Annotated in this window: 15 protein-coding genes; 7 read left to right on the top strand and 8 right to left on the bottom strand. The window is 72.4% G+C overall.

Annotated elements, in window-relative coordinates; translation table 11 throughout:
• Position 1: 1 nt before the first annotated feature.
• Positions 2 to 3,538 carry an AsmA-like C-terminal region-containing protein gene (locus DK412_RS18655; protein ID WP_109973165.1) on the bottom strand — a complete coding sequence of 1,179 codons (3,537 nt, stop codon included), beginning with the start codon at positions 3,536 to 3,538 and terminating at the stop codon, positions 2 to 4.
• A gap of 232 nt (positions 3,539 to 3,770) precedes the next feature.
• On the opposite strand from DK412_RS18655, the gene DK412_RS18650 reads away from it, so the two are divergent.
• Positions 3,771 to 5,519 (top strand): carbamoyltransferase C-terminal domain-containing protein, encoded by a 1,749-nt coding sequence (locus tag DK412_RS18650; protein ID WP_109973164.1) that lies wholly within the window; start codon positions 3,771 to 3,773, stop codon positions 5,517 to 5,519.
• A 58-nt stretch (positions 5,520 to 5,577) separates the two neighbouring features.
• On the opposite strand, the gene DK412_RS18645 is transcribed toward DK412_RS18650, so the two are convergent.
• The 3 genes from DK412_RS18645 to putA all read right to left on the bottom strand — a co-directional run bounded on the left by DK412_RS18645 (position 5,578) and on the right by putA (position 10,196).
• Positions 5,578 to 5,940 (bottom strand): hypothetical protein, encoded by a 363-nt coding sequence (locus DK412_RS18645; protein WP_109973163.1) that lies wholly within the window; start codon positions 5,938 to 5,940, stop codon positions 5,578 to 5,580.
• A gap of 323 nt (positions 5,941 to 6,263) precedes the next feature.
• Entirely contained in the window at positions 6,264 to 6,524 is a 261-nt protein-coding gene (locus DK412_RS18640) for a hypothetical protein (RefSeq protein WP_109973162.1), read from the bottom strand.
• Positions 6,525 to 7,106: 582 nt separating this feature from the next.
• Positions 7,107 to 10,196, bottom strand: coding sequence for a bifunctional proline dehydrogenase/L-glutamate gamma-semialdehyde dehydrogenase PutA (gene putA, locus DK412_RS18635; RefSeq protein WP_109973161.1), 3,090 nt, complete (start codon positions 10,194 to 10,196; stop codon positions 7,107 to 7,109).
• Positions 10,197 to 10,321: 125 nt separating this feature from the next.
• Between putA and DK412_RS18630 the strand changes: the two genes are divergently transcribed.
• On the top strand, positions 10,322 to 10,786 hold the full coding sequence (locus DK412_RS18630) for an Lrp/AsnC ligand binding domain-containing protein (RefSeq protein WP_109973160.1): 465 nt from the start codon (positions 10,322 to 10,324) through the stop codon (positions 10,784 to 10,786).
• A gap of 148 nt (positions 10,787 to 10,934) precedes the next feature.
• Complete coding sequence (locus DK412_RS18625; RefSeq protein WP_245447076.1) at positions 10,935 to 11,252, top strand: hypothetical protein; 318 nt, start codon at positions 10,935 to 10,937, stop codon at positions 11,250 to 11,252.
• Positions 11,253 to 11,499: 247 nt separating this feature from the next.
• Here the strand turns inward: DK412_RS18625 and cysK are convergent, their stop codons facing one another.
• Entirely contained in the window at positions 11,500 to 12,480 is a 981-nt protein-coding gene (gene cysK, locus DK412_RS18620) for a cysteine synthase A (protein ID WP_109973159.1), read from the bottom strand.
• A 315-nt stretch (positions 12,481 to 12,795) separates the two neighbouring features.
• Between cysK and DK412_RS18615 the strand changes: the two genes are divergently transcribed.
• Positions 12,796 to 14,175 (top strand): NAD(P)/FAD-dependent oxidoreductase, encoded by a 1,380-nt coding sequence (locus tag DK412_RS18615; RefSeq protein WP_109973158.1) that lies wholly within the window; start codon positions 12,796 to 12,798, stop codon positions 14,173 to 14,175.
• Positions 14,176 to 14,418: 243 nt separating this feature from the next.
• Here DK412_RS18615 and DK412_RS18610 read toward each other — a convergent pair whose 3' ends face one another.
• On the bottom strand, positions 14,419 to 15,873 hold the full coding sequence (locus DK412_RS18610) for an NAD(P)/FAD-dependent oxidoreductase (RefSeq protein WP_162596242.1): 1,455 nt from the start codon (positions 15,871 to 15,873) through the stop codon (positions 14,419 to 14,421).
• A 24-nt stretch (positions 15,874 to 15,897) separates the two neighbouring features.
• Between DK412_RS18610 and DK412_RS18605 the strand changes: the two genes are divergently transcribed.
• The 3 genes from DK412_RS18605 to DK412_RS18595 all read left to right on the top strand — a co-directional run bounded on the left by DK412_RS18605 (position 15,898) and on the right by DK412_RS18595 (position 18,826).
• Positions 15,898 to 16,530, top strand: coding sequence for a 2-hydroxychromene-2-carboxylate isomerase (locus DK412_RS18605; RefSeq protein ID WP_109973156.1), 633 nt, complete (start codon positions 15,898 to 15,900; stop codon positions 16,528 to 16,530).
• A 105-nt stretch (positions 16,531 to 16,635) separates the two neighbouring features.
• A complete protein-coding gene (locus DK412_RS18600) occupies positions 16,636 to 18,051 on the top strand; it encodes a M20 family metallopeptidase (RefSeq protein WP_109973155.1) in 1,416 nt (471 codons plus the stop codon).
• Between the two features lie 259 nt (positions 18,052 to 18,310).
• Positions 18,311 to 18,826 carry a hypothetical protein gene (locus DK412_RS18595; protein WP_162596241.1) on the top strand — a complete coding sequence of 172 codons (516 nt, stop codon included), beginning with the start codon at positions 18,311 to 18,313 and terminating at the stop codon, positions 18,824 to 18,826.
• A gap of 66 nt (positions 18,827 to 18,892) precedes the next feature.
• On the opposite strand, the gene DK412_RS18590 is transcribed toward DK412_RS18595, so the two are convergent.
• Both DK412_RS18590 and DK412_RS18585 read right to left on the bottom strand, forming a co-directional pair.
• Complete coding sequence (locus DK412_RS18590; protein WP_109973153.1) at positions 18,893 to 19,159, bottom strand: GNAT family N-acetyltransferase; 267 nt, start codon at positions 19,157 to 19,159, stop codon at positions 18,893 to 18,895.
• Between the two features lie 520 nt (positions 19,160 to 19,679).
• Positions 19,680 to 19,841 carry a hypothetical protein gene (locus DK412_RS18585; RefSeq protein ID WP_245447075.1) on the bottom strand — a complete coding sequence of 54 codons (162 nt, stop codon included), beginning with the start codon at positions 19,839 to 19,841 and terminating at the stop codon, positions 19,680 to 19,682.
• Between the last annotated feature and the right edge of the window lie 5 nt (positions 19,842 to 19,846).

Genomic DNA, 19,846 nt, shown 5'->3' with positions numbered 1-19,846 from the left:
GCTATGGGCTGCCGGTCTCCGGCGGCATTCCGCCGCCATGCCGGCGCGCCTCCTCCTCGGCCTTCAGGCGGGCCGCTTCGGCCGCGCGCGCCGCCTCCGCCGCCGCCCTCGCGGCCTCGGCGGCCCTGGCCGCGTCTTCCGCCCGCTGCTTCTCCTCCGCCCGCTGCCTGGCCTGCCGGGCCTCCTCGGCCGCCCGCGCGCGGTCCATCTCCAGGCGGCTGCGGCGGCGGGCGAGCTCGTTGCGGTCGGCCTCGACGGTCTCGATCTTGTCGAGCTCGCGCTGCAGCACCACGGCGGCCAGGACGTTGCCGAGCGGCACGAGGTCGAGCTCCCGCTGCGGCCGGGCCAGCGGGCCGACGAGGGCGAGGCCGAGGGTGGGCGAGGGCGCCGTCCAGCCCCGGGGCGTCGCGGTGGCGGCGAACGTGCCGCGGGCGTCGAGGCGCATGGCCTTCGCGTCGACCTGCACCAGGCCGGTCCAGGTGGCGGGACCGGGATCGAGGGTGAGGCTCCCGGTGCGCAAGGTGCCGCCGACCATCGAGGCCGGCACCGAGACGGGCCCCGCCAGCTCCAGCGGCCCGCGGTCGAACTCCTCCGTCACCACCCGCTCGACCCGGCCGGTGCGCAGCGGATCCTCCTCGGCGAGGAGCCGGGCGAGCGCGCGCTGCACCGCCGCCGGGTCGAGGTCGCGGAGGGTGAGGCCGGCGAGCTCCAGGGTGCCGCTGCCGGCGAGGTTGCCGACCAGGGCGGCCGGGCTGTCCCCCGCCGCACCGAGGCGGAGCCGCAACGACACCTGCCCCCGCAGGGCGTCGCCGCCGGTGAGCGCCGGGAGCGCGGCCGCCGTCAGGCCGCCCTCCGCCGCGAGCGTCGCCTGGGCGCCCTGGCGGGCCAGGGTGGCGCTGCCGGCGAGCCGCCCGCCCGCGAGGCCGGCGGCGAACTCGCGGAAGGTCACGCCGTCGCGCCCGAGCCCGAGGGCGAACCGCGCCCAGTCCGCCCCGAGGCCGCGGCCGAGATCGAGCCGCCGCACCGTCATGGCGATTTGGCCCGTGACGGGCATGGACGGGGCCGGTCCGAAGCGGGTGGCGGACCAGCCGTCGGGTCCTGCCGGCGCCCCGGGATTCAGCACCAGCGCCCCGACGAGCCAGGGCAGGGAGAGCCGTTCGAGCGAGACGCTGCCGGAGACCTCGCCGCCCTGCGGCCGGGTCAGGGTCGCGTCGACCGCCGAGCCGGCGAGGGTGCCGGTCACGACGAGGCGCGGGGCATCGCCGGCGCGGGAAAAGCCGAGGTTCAGCCGGGCCGGCACCGGGCCCGCCAGGGCCGGGCCGGCACCGAGGAGGCCGGCCACCGGCCCCAGGTCGGGCGTCGCGAGGCTGAGCGCACCGTCCTGGAGCGGGCCGGCCGCCGGCAGCACCAGCGGACGGACGGTGGCGATGGCGGCCCCGGCGATCTCGGCGTCGAGCGTCAGGGCGAGCGGCCCCTCCGCCCCGGTCCCGTTCGTCCCAACCCCGTTCGTCTCCTGTCTGCGCCCGGCGAGGTGCAGGCTCGCGGGCATCGTGAGCGCCGCATCGGCCGGCCGGCCGAGCCAGCGGCCGGAGGCCACGCCGTCGAGGCGGGCGTCGAGGTCGTCGAGGCGCCCGGCCCGGGCCGCCAGCGACAGGCCGAGGCGGCCGCCGGCGGCGCTGCCGCGGGCCTGGCCGCGCAGGCGGCCCGGCTCGGACCCGGAATCGCGTTCGAGCGTCACGTCGAGGGCGACCGGGCCGTCGCGCAGGAAGCCCGGCAGCAGCCGCGCCTCGTCGACGAAGGTGCGCGCGACGAGGTCGATCAGCGGCGCGGCCACCGGGGCGCTCACCCGCCCGGTGATGCGCCCGCCGCCATCGGCGCCGATCCGGCCCGAGAGGCTGGCCCGGGCCCCGGCGAGGTCGCGCACCTCCAGGCTGTCGAGGCGGAGCGCCGCGCCCTCGGATTGCAGGCTGGCGGCGATCTCGCCGGTGCGGGGGCCGGTCGGCCCGTAGCGCAGGTCGCGGGCGAGCAGGGTCAGGCCGACATCGTGGTCCTGGAGCGCCGCGATGGCGCCCCGCATCGGGGGCAGCTCCGCCACGTCGAGCCCGTCGGCGATGATCTGGGCATCGAAGCGCGGGCGGGCTTGGTCCGGCCCGGCCGGGCTGTAGCGGGCGCTGCCGGTGATCTTTGCGGTCCCCAAGGCCACCCGCGCGTTGCGCAGCGAGAGCACCGGCAGGGCCGCCGCCACGTCGGCCTCCGCCGAGAGGGGCCGGCCGTCGAGGAGCCCGGCGAGCGGGCCGTGAAGCCCGAGCCGGTCGAGGAGCCGGGCGAGCCGGTCCGAGGCCGGGGCGTCGACCGCGGCGTGGCCCGAGACACCGCCGCTCGGGGTCACGTCGCCGGACAAAGCGAGCGCCATCCCGCCGGCGGCGGTGCCGGCGAGCCGCCGCAGGGTGACGGCGCCGGAGGGCCGCAGGGTGGCGCTCAGGACGGCCCCGCTCCATTCCTCGCGGGCGAGCGTCAGGCTGTCGGCCGCGACGTCGAGCGCCAGGGTGCCGGGCAGGGAGGCGGGCCCCACGCCGCGCCCGAGCAGGGCCTGACCGGTGGCGCTCATCAGGAAGCCGTCGAGGTCGAGGCGGCGGGCCTCCAGGCTCATCGTCGCCCGGGCGGTCGCGAGGTCGAGGCTGCCGCGACCGGTGAAGCGCAGGGGCGCCTCGCCCGGCACCTCGACGCTCAGGGTCTCGAAGGTGGCGAGCCGGCCCTTCGCCTTGAACCCGCCCTGCACCGAGACCGGCAGCGCGGCGCCCGCGGCCTGGGCCGGCGGTCCCACCACCAGGCGGGCGGTGCCGCTCGCTTCCGGCACCCCGCCGCCCTCCGGGCCGGACGCGACGCTGACCCGGGCATCGAGATCGAGCCGGGGCACCATGTCGCCGCCCGCCCCGAGCTTGACCGGGATCGTCCCGTCCGGGGCCGGCGCCCCGGTGGTGAGGCGGAACGGCACCGCCTCGACGCTGCCCTCCGCCCGCCACGGGCCGGCGAGGCGGGGTGCGGAGAGCCGGACGTTCTCGGCATAGACCTGGTCGGTGCGCCCGGTCGCCGCCACCCGGGTGGTGACGAGGAGCTGAGAGACACGCAGGTCTTCCACTGCGAGGTCGCGTCCCTCGCCGGAGAAAGGCGGCGGCAGGAAGCTGCCGGCCTCGGTCATCGGCAGGGTGACCTCGCCGCGGCCCATCCGGGTCTCGGTGAAGCGGATCTCGCCGGCGAGGAGCGGGGTGAGGGCGATCTCGGCCTTGACGAAGCGCGCGTCGAGGCTCGGCCGGTCCCGCCCGGTCGCGAGCCGCAGGTGGTCGATCCGCAGGCGCGGCGAGGGCAGGAGGCGCACCTCGAGGCGGCCGTCGCTGTGCGCCTCGACCCCGAGCGAGCGGCCGAGCGCCGCGTCGACGGTGCTGCGGTAGGATTCCCACGGGATGAAGGGCGGCGCGACCAGGGCCGCGGCGAGGATCAGGATGACGAGGCCCGCCAGGGCGGTCAGGATGTCGCGCACCGTGCTGTCCGTGCCGCCCCGCGAGGAGAGCGCCGCCCCATGTTCGTCCGACGGCCCGACGGGCCGTACCCCGATGACTGCGCTAGCATATCGGCATCGGAAACGCGGGCGAAATCCGGCGGGATCACGCAGCGAGAGCGGCGTCCCGATGCACCCGCGCAACGCTTGTCCCCCGCCTGACAGGGGAGGCCGACACTGTTAGAGCGGCGGCGTGACCAGATCGACGGATCCGATGCGCTACTATCTCGGCCTCGCCACCACCTTCCACGACCCGGCCCTCGCCCTGGTCGGGCCGGACGGCGCGGTGCTCTTCGCCGAGGCGACGGAGCGCTACCTGCAATACAAGCGCGCCCCGAATTGCGAGCCGGATTCGGCGCCCCGCATGGCCGGCCTGCTCAAGGCCCATCTGCCGCCGGGCGCCGAGCTCGTCGTCGCCACCACCTGGGGGCCGGATTTCAGCCGCTACCTCGCCGACCAGGCGGGCACCGGCGCCTTCGGGCTCGACGCGTTGCGCGGGCATTCCCCGGCGCTCAACCGCTCGCTGGTGCCGGAACGGGCCGAGCGCACCTTCATCGCCGAGCTGGCACTCGCACAGGGACGCGCCGGCTACGGCACCCTGCTCGGCCTCGACCGGGCGCATGGCGGCCGCTCGACCATCGCGGGCCTCAAGCGCTATCCCCACCACCTGACGCACGCGGCCTACGGGTTGTGGGGCTCGCCCTTCCGGGACGCGACCTGCCTCGTCGTCGACGGGATGGGCGAGACCGGCGCCTCGGCGATCTACCGGATGGAGGCGGGGCGGCTCGTCGAGGTGAAGCGCCATCGCGGCCGCGAATCGATCGGCTTCTTCTTCGGCCTCGTCACCGATCTCGCCGGGTTCGACCAGACCAAGGGCGAGGAATGGAAGATCATGGGGCTCGCCCCCTACGGCCGCCAGGACCCGGAGCTGATGGCGCTGTTGCGCCGGCTCTACCGGATCGAGGGCGGCCGCCTGCGCTTCTCCGACGCCGCCACCGTGCAGGCGGTGGCGGACGAGATCCGCGCCCGCCGCCCGGCCGATGCCCACGAGGACGGCTGGGCCGACCTCTCGGCCTGCGGACAGGCGATCTTTTCGGAGTTGATGGACGTGCTCGTCGCCGAGGCGTGGCGGCTCAGCCCGCACGAGAACCTCGTCGTCACCGGCGGCTGCGCCCTCAACTCGTCCTATAACGGCCGGCTGCTGCAACGCTGCGGTTACCGGCGCCTCCACGTCCCGTCCGCGCCCGCCGACGACGGCAACGCGCTCGGCGCCGCCTGGCTCGCCTTCCAGGCGGACAACCCGGACTGGACCGGGCCGGGACACCTCGCCACCCCGTATCTCGGCTCGCGCGTCTCGACCGAGCCCCTGGAGCGGATGGTCGGCTGGGAGCCGCGCCTGCGCCATCTCGGCCATGACGGGGTGACCGAGGCCGCGGCCGACATCCTGGCGGCCGGCGGGCTCGTCGGCTGGGTCCAGGGGCGGGCGGAGTTCGGCCCCCGGGCGCTGGGCAACCGCTCGATCCTGGCCGATCCGCGGCCAGCCGACGCCAAGGCGATCCTGAACGGCAAGGTGAAGTACCGCGAGGCGTTCCGGCCCTTCGCGCCCTCGATCCTGGCCGAGGCCGGGCCGGACTGGTTCGAGGATTATCAGGACAGCCCCTACATGGAGCGCACCCTGGTCTGGCGGCCCGAGAGGCGCGATCTGGTGCCGGCGGTGGTGCACGAGGACGGCACCGGCCGCCTCCAGAGCGTGACGGAGGAGCGCAACCCGGCCTACGCCGCCCTGATCCGGGCCTTCGCGGCGCGGACTGGCGTGCCGATCCTGCTCAACACCAGCTTCAACGTGATGGGCAAGCCGATCCTCCACACCGCCGAGGACGCGATCCTGATGTTCGCGACCACCGGCCTCGACGCCGTGGTGATCGAGGACTGGATCCTGGTGAAGGACGGGGTGAAGACGTGAGAAGGGCCGGCCCCGTCCCCGTGTGCCGGCCCCTGATCGTATCCGACGCTTGCGAGGCCTATTCGCAGACCTCGACGCGCTTGTAGGTGAAGGACTCGTCGTCGAGCCACACCTTGCGGCGCTCGAAGTGGCAGATCGGGCCGCGGCGCGGGCGCACGATCACGGTCTCGGGCTCCTCGACGTAGACCCGGCGCGGCGGGGGAACGGCGTAGGCCGGGGGCGGCGGGGGCGGGGGCTGCATGCCGTTCATGATGGCGCCGGCCGCGACGCCGCCGAGCACGCCGGCCGCCGCGCCGCCGATGATCGCCGCGCCGACATTGTCGCGGGCCTGGGCCTGGGGCGCGGCGGTGACGAAGAGGGCGGCGACGAGCGCCGCGCCCGCGCCGAGGCGCGGAAGGCCGTATGAGGTCGGAGCGCGCACGCTGAGGATCTCCCGAAGGTGTTGGCGCGAGAATGCGAGTGACTGCTTAACGAAGTGCCAAGCTTGCCGCCCGGCCACGAAAGTCGAGCGGCACGGCCCGGGGCCGACGAAAGCCTCGCGCCGTCGGGATCGAGGTGTGGTGCCGGTTTGCGGCGATTTCCGGGTACGCCCACGGTTCGGCGGAGGGTGTGTATTTCGGGTGACGGTGCCGCCCCTCGACGCGAAACGGGCCGCCCTGCGGGCGGCCCGTCATCAGCGTTACGTGATGGTCGAGGTGCTGGGGAGCGGCGAGGGCGCCGGTCGGAAGAGTCCGGCGACCGGGCTCAGCAGCGATAGCCGCCAGAGGTCTGGCCGTACTGCTTGACCGGGAAGTTCTGCTGCTTGGCGTTGCCCTCCGACGCCGAGCTCATCGGGCAGGCGCCGTAGAACGGCACGCTGGAGTTGGCGCGTCCACCGATCGAGCCGGTGGTCTCGACGCTGTTGGCCCAGGCCGGGGCGGGAGCGTTCGGGAAGGCCATGGCGGTCGAGAGCGGGGCGGCGCCGAGGACGATAGAGGCGGCGAGGGTGGCGATGCGGGTCCTCATATGATCCAATCTCCGTCTTCTGCCGATCGACCCGGGAGTGATCGGCGTTCCGTTGCGATGATTGGAATATAGACGGCCATGACATGCCGGGACGTGCTTCCACGCACGCAGCGGAAGGGATTAAAGATCCCCTGTCCCAAGGTTCTGGTACACAGTATCAGTTGTTTACCGGCTTCGCCGTCCTTCGCGGACGAAACGAGGCCGCGGCTGTCTGTCCCCGTTGCCGCCGTCGAAGACAGTTCTCGATCTGGCGCGGGTTCTCCCCTCTCCCCGCGGGCGGGGAGAGGGCTGAGCCGCCGTCCAGGGGGCTCGGCAAGCCCGCAGGGCGAGGGTGAGGGGGAGGTGCCGGATGTGGCTCCTCCGGAAGCACCCCCTCACCCTCGCTCCGGCTTCGCCTGCGCTTGCTGCATCCCCTGGACGGGGACGCAGCCCTCTCCCCGCCCGCGGGGAGAGGGGGGTCCCGCGCTCAAAATTTGACTGTAGAATTAGCTGCTTGAGATCTGTTTCTATTTATTCAATGAAACTATGCTATTCCCCAGGGTGAGTGGATCTCTCGCCCGATGTGCAGTCCCGCGGCCGCGCTCACCCCTCCATGGCGATCAGCGCCGCATCACCCCCCGCCGCCGCGGTGTTGACCGTCACGGTCTGCTCGGTGGCGAAGCGGGTGAGGTAGTGCGGTCCGCCGGCCTTCGGGCCGGTGCCGGAGAGGCCGTGGCCGCCGAAGGGCTGCACCCCGACCACCGCGCCGATCATGTTGCGGTTGACGTAGACGTTGCCGGTGGAGAGTCGCGCGACCACCCGCTCCACCGTGGCGTCGATGCGCGAATGCACGCCCAGCGTCAGGCCGTAGCCGCTGGCCTCGATCGCGTCGAGCACCCGGTCGAGATCGGCGGCCTTGTAGCGGGCGACGTGCAGGATCGGCCCGAACACCTCTTCCGTCAGCGCCTCGGGGCCGGCGACCTCGTAGATCTGCGGCGCCACGAAGTGGCCCTCGCCCGGCACCTCGCCGACGTAATGCGCCTTGGTGGCGCGGCGCATCGCGGCGCCGTGGCGGTCGAGGCGCGTGCGGGCCTCGGCGTCGATCACCGGGCCGACATGGGTGGCCGGATCGCGCGGATCGCCGAGGCGCAGTTCCCGGGCGGCGCCCGCCACCATCCCGATCACCTTGTCGGCCACGTCCTCCTGCACCAGGAGCAGGCGCAGGGCCGAGCAGCGCTGGCCGGCGGAGCGGAAGGCGGAGGTCACCACGTCGTCGGCGACCTGCTCGGGGAGCGCCGTGGCGTCGACCAGCATCGCGTTGATGCCGCCGGTCTCGGCGATCAGCGGCACGATCGGCCCGTCCTTGGCGGCGAGCGCCCGGTTGATGTGGCGCGCCACCTCGGTCGAGCCGGTGAAGACGACGCCGGCCACGTCCTTATGCGCCACCAAAGCCGCCCCGACCGCGCCGTCGCCCGGTACGAGGTGGAGGGCGGAAGGAGCGATGCCGGCCCGGTGCAGCAGGCGCACGGCTTCCGCCGCGACGAGCGGGGTCTGCTCGGCGGGCTTGGCCACCACCGCGTTGCCGGCCATGAGTGCCGCGGCGACCTGCCCGACGAAGATCGCGAGCGGGAAGTTCCACGGCGAGATCGCCACGAACACGCCGCGGTTGCGCAAGGTGAGACGGTTGCTCTCGCCGGTCGGGCCCGGGAGGGCTTGGGGGCCGACGAAGAGCTTGCGCCCTTGCGCCGCGTAATAGCGGCAGAAATCCACTGCCTCGCGCAGTTCGGCCACCGCGTCGTCGAGGGTCTTGCCGGCCTCGGCCTGGAGCAGGTGGATCAGCCGGCCGGTCGCGGCCTCCATCGCGTCGGCGGCCCGCTCGAGCGCAGCGGCGCGCTGCTCCGCCGGAACGCGGCCCCAGGCGAGCGCGCCCTTGCGGGCGGCCTGCATCGCGGCGGCCGCAGTCTCGGGCGAGGCCTCCGTCACGGTGCCGACGACCGTGCGGGCGTCGCTCGGGCTCACCACGTCGCGCGGCGTGCCGGCTTGCGCCGCGCCGTCGATCACCGGTGCCGCCTCGGCGGGACCGCGTGCGGCGGACACGCCGTCCGTCAGGCGCTCCAGCGCCGCCCGGTCGCCGAACTCGACGCCGGCGGAGTTGATCCGCTCCGGGGCGAACATCTCGGCGGGGCGGCGGAGCTTGGCGTGCCGGGCGCGGTCCGGGTTGCCGACGCTCTCGGCCGGGCGGCGCAGCAGGGTCTCGACCGGCACCGCCGGGTCGGCGGCCTGCGAGACGAAGGAGGAATTGGCGCCGTTCTCGAGGAGCCTGCGCACGAGGTAGGCCAGGAGGTCGCGGTGGCCGCCGACCGGCGCGTAGGTGCGGCAGGCCGCCCCCGGCACGCTCGCCAGCAGGCGGGCGTAGAGCGCCTCGCCCATGCCGTGCAGGCGCTGGAACTCGTAGGTGCCGGCCTCCGGCCCGGCCCGCTCGACGATCGCCGCGACGGTGAGCGCGTTGTGGGTGGCGAATTGCGGAAAGAGCCGGGGGCGATGGGCAAGCATCCGCTCGGCCGCCGCCAGGTAGCTGAGATCCGTCATGCTCTTGCGGGTGAAGACGGGGTAGTCGGGCAGGCCGCGCTCCTGGGCCCGCTTCACCTCGGTGTCCCAGTACGCGCCCTTGACGAGGCGCACCATCAGCCGCCGGTCGAGGCGGGCGGCGAGGTCGGCGACGTGGTCGATCACCTGGAGGCAGCGCTTCTGGTAGGCCTGGACCGCGAGGCCGAACCCGTCCCAGCCAGCGAGCGCGGGGTCGCCGAGCACCGCCGCGATGACGTCGAGGGAGAGTTCGAGCCGGTCGGCCTCCTCGGCATCGACCGTGAAGTTGAGGTCGTAAGCCTTCGCCGCCTTCGCGAGGTCGAGGAGCACCGGCACCAGCTCGGCCATCACCCGCTCGCGGCCGACCGCCTCGTAGCGCGGATGCAGCGCCGAGAGCTTGACCGAGATGCCCGGGCGGTCGGGCAGCGGCTTGTTGCCGGCGGCCCGGCCGATCGCCTCGATGGCGGCGGCGTAGGACGCCGCGTAGGCCCGTGCGTCCTCGGCGGTGCGGGCGCCCTCGCCGAGCATGTCGAAGGAGTAGCGGTAGAGCCGGCCCTGTCCGCTCGCCGAGCGCTTCAACGCCGCCTCGATCGTCTCGCCGAGGACGAAATGCCCACCCATCACCCGCATCGCCTGGCGGGCGGCCTGGCGCACCGCCGGCAGGCCGAGGCGCTTGGCGAGGCCGGCGAGAATCCCCTCCGGGGTGTCGCCGGGCTGGATGATCCGCGCCGAGAGGCCGAGAGCCCAGGCCGAGGAGCGCACCAGCAGGGCGTCCGAGCGTGTCGCATGCTGCTCGAAGCCGCCGAAGCGCAGCTTGTCCTCGATCAGCCGGTCGGCGGTGGCGGCGTCGGGCACCCGCAGCAGGGCCTCGGCCAGCACCATCAGCGCCAGGCCCTCCTTGGTCGAGAGCGAGTACTCGCGCAGCATCGCCTCGACGCCGCCGAGACCCCCGCTCTCCTGCCGGATGGCGCCGACGAGGTCGCGGGCGAGCGCATCGACCCGAGCCTCGCGCTCCGGCGGCAGGGCGCCCCGCTCCAGGAAGAGGCGGGCGAGGACGGCGTCGTCGGCCGCGTAGGGCGCGTGGAAGACGGGGAGCGGGGCGGGCATCGGGGCAGGTCCGGGCAATGCGCTTATGACGATCCGCAGGATATTCGGCCTTTCGCCGCGCTTCGATGGCGCTTATCGCGAATTTGCCGCAGGATCGGCGGCGAAACCGGGGTTTGGGAGAGAGAATGACGGACGGGCTCGACCGGGTCGACCGGCAGATCCTGAAGATCCTCCAGCGGGAGGGGCGCATCCCGAACGTGGAACTCGCCGAGCGGGTCGGGCTGTCGCCGACCGCCACCGGCGAGCGGCTGCGCCGGCTGCAGAAGGACGGGGTGATCATAGGGTTCGGGGCGCGGCTCGACCCGCAGCGTCTCGGCCTGAGCCTGCTCGTCTTCGTCGAGGTCTCGCTCGACAAGACCACGCCCGACGCCTTCGCGCGCTTCGCCTCCGCGGTACGGCGCGCCCCGGAGGTGCTGGAATGCCACATGGTGGGAGGCGGGTTCGACTACCTGGTCAAGGCCCGGGTCGCCGACATGCCGGCCTACCGGCGCTTCCTCGGCGAGGGGCTTCTGTCGCTGCCGGGGGTCAACAACACCCGCACCTACGCGGTGATGGAGGAGGTGAAGAGCGACGGGGTGCTGCCGCTCTAATCCCGTGTTCCATGCGCCCCGCGCATGATTTCCCTGCGACATAACGGAGCTTTGCAGCAGCTGCGGAGTTGGCAGAGGGAGCAGCTTGTCGCAGTCTCACCTTCACCAAGCCGCCGGAGAGCGGCCTGACGAGAACGGAGGTACGCCGATGGTCAACCCGAACCGCCTCGTGAAATCCGCCTGGATCGCCGCGGAAGTGTCCCGCGACAAGTCCGAGAAGGTCCTGGTGGTGGAGGCCTATATCGCCGTCAGCCCGCTGGAGGGCGGCTTCGATGCCGGCCGTTACGGCCGCCTGGTCGAGGATGTGCGCCGTATCCTGGCCGAGAACCCCGACATCGACCGCGCCTCGATCCTGAGCGTCCACCGCGAGTCGCGCTGCGCGGCCCTTTTTCGCCGGGGCGCCTGCGAGGAGGAGCGGCCTCACGAGGCCCGCCACGAGGAGCGACGGCCCGAATTGGTCGCCTGACCGCCCGCTCGCTCCGCGCCACCGATCGCAAGACTCGCAGGGTCATTCCGGGGCCGCGCAGCGGATCCCGGAATCCAGACACTCAGGGTGTTCAGCCAGAAGCGAAGTGCGCTTCGCTTCATCCTGGACCATCCGCGGTTCTGGACCCCGGGCGCCGCTTTCGCAGCCCCGGGATGACGCGGAGTGTGTGTCATCTGTTGCGCGGATGTTCGAGGCGGAGCCCCGGAAGGCCCCGCACCGGCGCGCCTCAGAGGCCCTCGAACAGCGCCGACGAGATGTAGCGCTCGGCGAAGGAGCAGGCGACCGTCACGATCCGCTTGCCCTTGAACTCCGGCCGGCTCGCGACCTCGAGGGCCGCCGCGACGTTGCCGCCGGTCGAGATGCCGCCGGGGATGCCCTCGATCCGGGCGAGCAGGCGGGCGGTGTCGAAGGCGGTCTGGTTGGAGACCGTCACCACCTCGTCGATCACGCCGCGGTCGAGCACGCCCGGCACGAAGCCGGCGCCGATGCCCTGGATCTTGTGCGGGCCGGGCTGGCCGCCGGACAGGACCGGGGAGTCTTCCGGCTCGACCGCGACGACGCGCAGATGCGGCAGGCGCGGCTTGATGACCTGGCCGACGCCCGTGATGGTGCCGCCGGTGCCGACGCCGGCCACGAAGGCGTCGAGCTGGCCCTGCGTGTCGTTCCAGATCTCCTCCGCGGTGGTCTTGCGGTGGATCTCGGGGTTCGCCGGGTTGTTGAACTGCTGGGGCATGATCGCCCCCGGGATCTCCTTCAGGAGCTCCTCGGCCTTGGCGATCGCACCCTTCATGCCCTGCGGGCCGGGGGTGAGGGCGAGCTCGGCCCCGAGATAGGCCAGCATCTTGCGCCGCTCGAGCGACATCGTCTCGGGCATCACCAGGATCAGCCGGTAGCCGCGGGCCGCGGCCACGAAGGCGAGCGCGATGCCGGTATTGCCGGAGGTCGGCTCGACCAGGGTGCCCCCGGGCTTCAGCACGCCCGAGGCCTCCATGGCGTCGATCATGTTGACGCCGATGCGGTCCTTCACCGAGGCGATCGGGTTGAAGAACTCGAGCTTCAGCAGGATCTCGGCGTCGATCCCGCGCTCCTTGGCGAGGCGGTTGAGGCGCACCAGCGGGGTGTTGCCGATGGTCTCGGTGATCGAGTCGTAGACCCGGCCGTGGCCGATCCGGCGGCCGGATTCCGAGGTGGCGGTGGCGTCGGCCATGGTGTGTCTCTCCCTTGAGGGCGCGTCGTCCGCCGCACGGGTAGCGGAAATCCGGACTGCCGTCGAGGTATGCCGATTTATACAGTTTTTGACTGTGAAATAGGCGTCCACCCGGTGTGCCGGGCCTGCCGGAAGGGTGCCGGTGCGGCACCGCCATGGAGCCGTGCCTGAGGGGTTCCGCGGCCCTCGCCAGCATCGTAACCTTGGGTCAGACTGTCGCTTCGGCAAGCCTCGATCGGACGAGTTCCGCGTGGGTAGAGCCCACCGGGACGAACCACCGATCCGGCCGCCCGACACCACCCGAGGGAGAGCCGCATGTCCGAGACCCTGCACCGCACCCCTCTCGAGACCGCACCCCTGGACGGGGTGCCGCGGGCGCCGCTCGCCGCTTCCGGGCCGCACCGGGTGGTAATCGTCGGCGGCGGCTTCGGTGGCCTCACCACGGCCCGGGGCCTCGGCGGCGCCGAGGGCATCGCCGTCACCCTGATCGACCGGCGCAACCACCACCTGTTCCAGCCGCTGCTGTACCAGGTCGCCACCGCGGTGATCGCGCCGGGCGAGATCGCCGAGCCGATCCGGGCGATCCTGCGCTGGGACCGCAATGTCAGCGTGCTGATGGGCGAGGTCGAGGGCGTCGACACCGAGGCGCGCGCGGTGCTTCTCCGCGACGGCACCCGCATTCCCTACGACACGCTGGTCCTCGCGACGGGCGCCACCCACAGCTATTTCGGCCACCCGGAATGGGAGCGCTACGCCCCGGGCCTGAAGACCCTCGACGATGCCCGCCGCATCCGCGCCCGGGTGCTCCTCGCCTTCGAGGCGGCGGAGCGCGAGGACGACCCGACCGCCCGCGAGCGGCTGATGACCTTCGCGGTGATCGGCGGCGGGCCGACCGGGGTCGAGATGGCAGGTGCCATCGCGGGCCTCGCCCACCACGCCCTGTCGAAGGATTTCCGCCGCATCGACCCGAAGCAGGCCCGGATCCTCCTGATCGAGGCCGCGCCCCGGGTGCTCGGCACCTTCACCGAAGACCTGTCGGCCTATGCGCGCCGCTCGCTGGAACGCCTCGGCGTCACGGTGCTGACCGAGCACGCGGTCGAGGACGTCTCGGAGGAGGGGGTCACGGTCGCCGGCAAGCTGATCCCGGCGGCCACGATCGTCTGGGGTGCCGGCGTGCGCGCCTCGCCGGCGGGGGAGTGGCTCGGGGTCGAGACGACGCGCACGGGCCACGTGCCGGTCGGGCCCGACCTCGCGGTCATCGGGCGCCTGGGCATCTACGCCCTCGGCGACGTCGCCATGGCGAAAGCCGAGGACGGCAAGCCCCTGCCGGGCCTCGCCCAGGTGGCCGACCAGCAGGGCCGCTATCTCGGCAAAGTTCTGCGCGACCGCATCCTGCACGGCACGATGCCGAAGCCCTTCCGCTTCCGCAGCCGCGGCAACCTGGCGATCATCGGGCACAATTCCGGGGTGGTGCAGTGGGATCACCTCAAGCTGAAGGGCTTCCTCGCCTGGGTGGTGTGGGGCGTGGCCCACGTCTACCTGCTGGTCGGCTTCCACAACCGCCTCGTCGTCACCTTGCGCTGGCTGTGGGCCTATTTGAGCTTCCAGCGCGGGGCCCGGCTGATCTCCGAGCGCGACGAGGCCGTCATGGCGCTGATCCGCGGCACCCCACCGGGGCGGATTCCGCCGCCCTGAACGGGCGTGCGGAGCAGGGCGGCACAGCAGGATTCGCAAGCGTGCCGCTTGTCGTGAGCCGCAGCCCCTTTTCCCGGACGACTGGAGCGTCAGCGGAAGGAGATCCGGGATCCAGCGCAAAAAGTCGCGAAGCGTCCGCTTGCTTGAAACGGTGCAGAAAACAGAGCCGCTTCGCGGCACTTCATCTCCTGGATCCCGGATCTCCTTCCGCTTCGCTGCAGTCGTCCGGGAAAGGGCGGCTGCTTAACTCCGCTCCCCCCGCGCGACGAAGAACGGCGTCGGCTCCAGTTCCGCATCCTCGTGCGCCACCATGCGGGGGAAATGCGCGTCGGCCTGCGAGACGAAGAGGTCGCGCACCAGCGCTTGCGCCAGCCGCGTCGCCGCGATGCCGAGGCCCGGGATGTCGCCGGCGAGCGCACCGTGGCTGAGGGTGACGCCCCAGTTGAAGACGTGCAGCAACCCGAGATCCGGCAACTGACCGGGCACCCGCTCCAGCATCTGCATGCCGTCGCCGAGATAGGGGAAGCGCGCGGCCTCCGGGTTCGCCGCGGCCTCCGCCGGGGAGACCCGCTCGCCCCAGGTCAGCACCGCATCGCGAAACGCCTCCAGCTCCGGCCGCCGGGTCAGGTCGATGTCGAAGCCGACCGCCACCACGGCGGCGTCGACCGGATAGCGGCCCTTCGCGGTCTCGATCTCAAGGCCGTCCGGCCGCTCCGCGATCCCGCTCCAGCCCTCGCCGAACCGCACTGAAAAATTCGGGTGGCGGGTGCAGCGCAGGACCGATTCGTGCGGAGGCGGCGTGCCCTCGCTCATCATGTAGGCGGTGAAGGCCCAGCGCCGCGCGTCGTCGAGGGCGGCGTAGCCGCGCAGGAAGCCCGGGAAGGCGGCCCATTTCGACTTGTTGACCTGTGGAAAGCGCGAGCGGCGCACGAACAGCGTCACCTCCGCCGCGCCGGCCTCGAGCGCCGTGGCGGCGTTGTCGATCGCCGAGGCCGAGGCGCCGAGCACCGCGACCCGGCCGCCGCGGAAACGCGAGAAGTCGATCGGGTCGGAGGAATGGAACAGGCGCCCCTCGGCCCCCGCCGCGAAGGGCGGCATCCGCCGCCCGCCCGAGCCGTCGCGGCCGCAGGCCAGCACCACCTTGCGGGCGTAGACCGTCTCGGGGCCGGCAGGTCCCTCGATCGCCGCCCCGATCAGCCCGCCGGCCGGCCACAGCCGAGCCAGCCGCGTGTCGTTCTCCACCGGCACGCCGACGGTGTCGCGCACGAACAGCAGGTAGCGCAGCCAGTCGAGGCGCGGGATCTTGTAGAGGTCGCGCCAGCCCTCTTCCCCGGCTTGCGCCTCCCACCAGGCCCGGAAGGTGAGGGAGGGGATGCCGAGATCCGGTCCCGTGAGGTGCTTGGGCGAGCGCAGGGTCTCCATCCGGGCGAAGGTGCCCCATGGCCCCTCCGCGCCGCGGGGCGCCTGGTCGATCACCCGGATATTCGACACGCCCTCGCGCAGGAGCGCGAAGGCCGCGGTCTGGCCGCACATGCCGGCGCCGACCACCAGCACGTCGAGGGCCGGGCGCCCGTCCGGGCCCTCGACCGGCAGGGTCCAGGGGGCCGGCGGGTGGTTCAGGCGGGCGAGATCGCGCCGCACCTCGGCGGCCAGAGCCGTCAGGCCCTTCACGGCCGCGCTCTCCTGGTGGATATCCATGCCCATCTCGTCTGGAGGTCCCCGATGGTCGAACTGTCCTGCTTCTACAGCCTGTCCTCGCCCTGGTCCTATCTCGGCGGGCCCAAGCTCCAGGACATCGTGCGCCGCCACCGCGCCCGGCTGGTGCTGAAGCCCTTCGACTTCCAGGAGGTGGTGCCGAAGACCGGCGGCGTGCCGATCCGGACCCGGCCGCAACCGCGACGCGATTACCATGCCGTCGAGCTCGCCCGCTGGAGCGAGTATCTCGGCCTGCCGCTGAACGTCACGCCGCGATACTACCCGATGCAGAACCCGGCGCCGAACTGGAACAAGCATGCCGGCTGGACCGTCATCGCCGCCCAACAAGCCGGGCTCGACGCCTTCCCGCTCTCGCACGCGATCCTGCGGGCGCTCTGGGCCGAGGAGCGCGACATCTCGGATGCCGAGGTGCGCCGCGCCATCGCCGACGAGAACGGCTACGACGGCGCCGCCCTGGTGGCGGCGGAGCAGAGCGAGCCGGTCCAGGCCGAGTACCGCCGCTTCGGCGAGGAGGCGGAACGGCTCGGGGTGTTCGGTTCGCCGACCATCGTGCTCGACGGCGAGTTGTTCTGGGGCCAGGACCGGCTCGATTTCGTCGACCGGGCCCTCGCGAAGCGCCAAGCCCGAGCCGAGGTCTAACCCGGCGCAAGCCTGAGCTGAGCCGGACGCATGGCACTTAGGCTCCATCGTGCGACAAGGGGCGGGGGCCTAAGCGCGAACAAGGCCCCGGATGTGCGAGGAACCATGCACAACAGCGAGGCGATCTGGCGGCACGTCGAGGAGCATGCGGCGGCGTTCGTCGCCCTCTCCGACCGGGTGTGGGAGATGCCGGAGCTCAACTTCCAGGAGGTGCGCTCGGCCGCCGAGCACACCGCGATGCTCCGCGCCCAGGGCTTCCGGGTGACCGAAGGCACCGGCGGCATCCCGACCGCCATGATGGGCGAGGCGGGGGAGGGCGGCCCGGTCATCGCGATCCTGGGCGAGTACGACGCCCTGCCGGGCCTGAGCCAGGAGGCGGGTGTCGCCGCCCACCGTCCCCGTCCCGGCGAGGGCGCCGGCCATGGCTGCGGCCACAACCTGCTGGGCGCGGGCGCGCTGCTCGCCGCCACCGCGGTCAAGGACTGGCTCGCAGCGCAAGGTCTTCCGGGGCGCGTGCGCTACTATGGCTGCCCGGCGGAAGAAGGCGGGGCGGCCAAGACCTTCATGGTGCGCGACGGCGTCTTCTCCGACGTCGACGTGGCGATCACCTGGCATCCGGGCCCGTTCGTGGCGATCTGGGAGCCGGTCTCGCTGGCGATCCAGCTTCTCGACTTCACCTTCGCCGGCAAGGCCTCGCATGCGGCGGCAGCCCCCCATCTCGGCCGCTCGGCCCTCGACGCGGTCGAGCTGATGAATGTCGGCGTCAACTACCTGCGCGAGCACATGCCGAGCGACGCGCGGGTGCATTACGCCTATCTGGATGCCGGCGGCATCGCCCCGAACGTCGTCCAGGCCGGCGCCACCGTGCGCTACCTCGTGCGCGCCGCCGACCTGCCGAGCCTCCTCGACCTCGCGGCCCGGGTGGAGAAGATCGCGCAGGGCGCCGCCCTGATGACCGAGACCACGGTCACGAGCCGGGTGGTGAGTGCGATGTCGAACCTCTTGGCGAACCCACCGCTGGAGCAGGCGCTGCACGCCAACCTGATGCGCCTCGGGCCCCCGCCCTTCGACGCCGAGGACCGCGCCTTCGCGGAAGAGATCCGGGCGACGCTGACAGCTGAGGACATCGTCTCGGCCCATCGCCGCTTCGGCGTGCCGGTCACCGACGCGCCGCTCTGCGACACGATCGTGCCCCTCGGCGCGGTGGGAGAGCGGATGATGGGCTCGACCGATGTCGGCGACGTGAGCTGGGCGGTCCCGACGGTGCAGGCTCGCGGCGCCACCTACGCCATCGGCACGCCGGGCCATTCCTGGCAGATGACCGCCCAGGGCAAGACCCCGGCGGCGCACAAGGGCATGGTCCACGTCGCCAAGGCGATGGCCGGCACCGCCGTGGATGTGCTGCGCGATCCAGACCTGCTCGCCCGCGCCAAGGCCGACCATGCGGAGCGGCTCGCCCGCACGCCGTATGTCAGCCCGCTGCCGGCGGGGCTCGCGCCGCCGCTCGACATGGTGGGGTGAGGCTTGGCGGGAAGTGCCTTGGCGGGGAGTGCCTTGGCGGGGAGTGACTGGGCGGAAGTGACTTGGCGGGAGGTCGCTCGGCGGAGAGAGGACGCCCGCCCCTTCCCTTGGTGCACCGGGCCGCAGGATCGCGGGCCCGGCGGCTGCACCCGCCGATGCCCGGAATTTTGCTGATTGCATCAAATTCTACGGATTCGCATCACCGTGAGACCAGATCTCCTCTCGTACTGATGTCCCTGATGGACGCGACCGCCCCCACTTGGCGGCAACCGGCTCGAAGGCTGCGTCGCTCGTCGGAACGGAGCAGGTCATGATTGTCACGGGCTCGTCCCTCCTCGGGCAGCTTCTTGCGAACTGGACATCGCCGGGTCTCGTACCCGCCAAAGCCGCCCCCGCCCCGGCCGAGGCGTCGATCCCGACCCAGCCTCGGCCGACGCTAGCGTCCGTGGCGGTGTCGCTATCGACACTCGATGCGCTGTTCGCGTTGCGAATATCGTCGCGAGGCGCCAGCGCAGCCGAGGCGACGAGCGACGCCGGGGCTCCTGAGGCCATTCCCGCGCGGCCGGTCGCCCCGTCCTCGGACTACGCCACAGGTTCGCAACGGAACGTCAAGACACTGATGGGCGGCCAGACCGTCGTGGATCCCGACCTGGTGCGTGAGATCACGGCGGCCCTCGAAAGCCAGAAGAGCCGGAGTGGCGGCGCAAGCCTCACGGTCGTGACCCATCGCTCGACCGGCTCGCTGGACACTTCGTATCCCGCCGGAATACCCTGAGGCATGATCCCGACGGTCATTCCCAATGACCGTCGGGATCACATCTCCACAACGGTCGATGGTTCGTCAGCCCACCAAGTCGCTATTCTCGCGGTGGCGCCGCAGCCATGCCGCTGCATAGCCGCAGAGCGGGCGGATGCGTGCGCCCTCCGCCCGGGCGGCCTCGGCCACGCCCTGCATCAGCCGGTCGGCGGTGCCGGTGCCCCGCAGGGCCGGGGGTGCGTAGACGTAGGAGATGACGAGGGTGCCGGACTGGCGGCGGTAATCGGCGTAGGCGACCTCGCCGTGCACCTCGAGTTCGAACCGGCTCCGCTCCGGGTTGTCGCGCATCATGGGCTCGTCCGGTGTTTCGGGCTGTGAGGGGAAAGGGGGAGGGGCTGGGGTGGTTCCACCCGTGGGCTGCGAGCGCCCTTTCGGCCTCCGCTTCTTCAGCATTCACAAGTAAAGCGCGTCCCCTTCTGCAGGCGATCCCGGGCTTGCCAGAGATCCTTGCCCGGTATCGCTCAAGGTGTGGGAGAGGGGCCGTGGGGATCGAAGATCCCGCGTGAGGGTGGCTCGGGTTCCGCAACGACCCTGAAGCGTCGAGCTGAGCAGCGAGTCGGTCGGAGCCTAAGTGTCTCTCACAAAACTCCCGATCGCCGTTGTCGCTGGCTGTGGCGGCGTCGGCGCCGCGGGAGTTTTGTGAGGTGCACTAAATCAGCACCGTCTCCACCCTGCGCGATCTTCGATCGCCCTTAACCCCTCTCCCACACCTTGCGGCGAGACCGGGCAAGGATCTCTGGCAAGCCCGGCATCGCCTGGAGAGGGGATCCCGCGTCATTCCTGTACCGACGCGCGCCACACGAGAGCTGCCTCACCCCTCCGGCACCAGCCGCCCAGCGGCTGTCAGGCACAGGCAGACCGCTCCGAGCACGAACTCCCAGCGGCGGATGTCGCCGCCGATCGACGCCACCACCGCCTGCCCGATCAGGAAGACCCCGACGAGGGGCGGCACGACCGTGAGGGCGAGGCGCAAGGATC

This window comes from Methylobacterium sp. 17Sr1-1, assembly GCF_003173775.1.
In the GTDB taxonomy this organism is placed as follows: domain Bacteria; phylum Pseudomonadota; class Alphaproteobacteria; order Rhizobiales; family Beijerinckiaceae; genus Methylobacterium.
This window is presented reverse-complemented; position numbering and strand designations above follow the sequence as displayed.

Coding starts and splice junctions, on each gene's coding strand:
- DK412_RS18610 (WP_162596242.1), bottom strand. CDS start 15,873: ATGGATATCCACCAGGAGAGCGCGGCCGTGAAGGGCCTGACGGCTCTG.
- DK412_RS18605 (WP_109973156.1), top strand. CDS start 15,898: ATGGTCGAACTGTCCTGCTTCTACAGCCTGTCCTCGCCCTGGTCCTAT.
- DK412_RS18650 (WP_109973164.1), top strand. CDS start 3,771: ATGCGCTACTATCTCGGCCTCGCCACCACCTTCCACGACCCGGCCCTC.
- cysK (WP_109973159.1), bottom strand. CDS start 12,480: ATGGCCGACGCCACCGCCACCTCGGAATCCGGCCGCCGGATCGGCCAC.
- DK412_RS18630 (WP_109973160.1), top strand. CDS start 10,322: ATGACGGACGGGCTCGACCGGGTCGACCGGCAGATCCTGAAGATCCTC.
- DK412_RS18640 (WP_109973162.1), bottom strand. CDS start 6,524: ATGAGGACCCGCATCGCCACCCTCGCCGCCTCTATCGTCCTCGGCGCC.
- DK412_RS18600 (WP_109973155.1), top strand. CDS start 16,636: ATGCACAACAGCGAGGCGATCTGGCGGCACGTCGAGGAGCATGCGGCG.
- putA (WP_109973161.1), bottom strand. CDS start 10,196: ATGCCCGCCCCGCTCCCCGTCTTCCACGCGCCCTACGCGGCCGACGAC.
- DK412_RS18590 (WP_109973153.1), bottom strand. CDS start 19,159: ATGATGCGCGACAACCCGGAGCGGAGCCGGTTCGAACTCGAGGTGCAC.
- DK412_RS18615 (WP_109973158.1), top strand. CDS start 12,796: ATGTCCGAGACCCTGCACCGCACCCCTCTCGAGACCGCACCCCTGGAC.
- DK412_RS18625 (WP_245447076.1), top strand. CDS start 10,935: ATGGTCAACCCGAACCGCCTCGTGAAATCCGCCTGGATCGCCGCGGAA.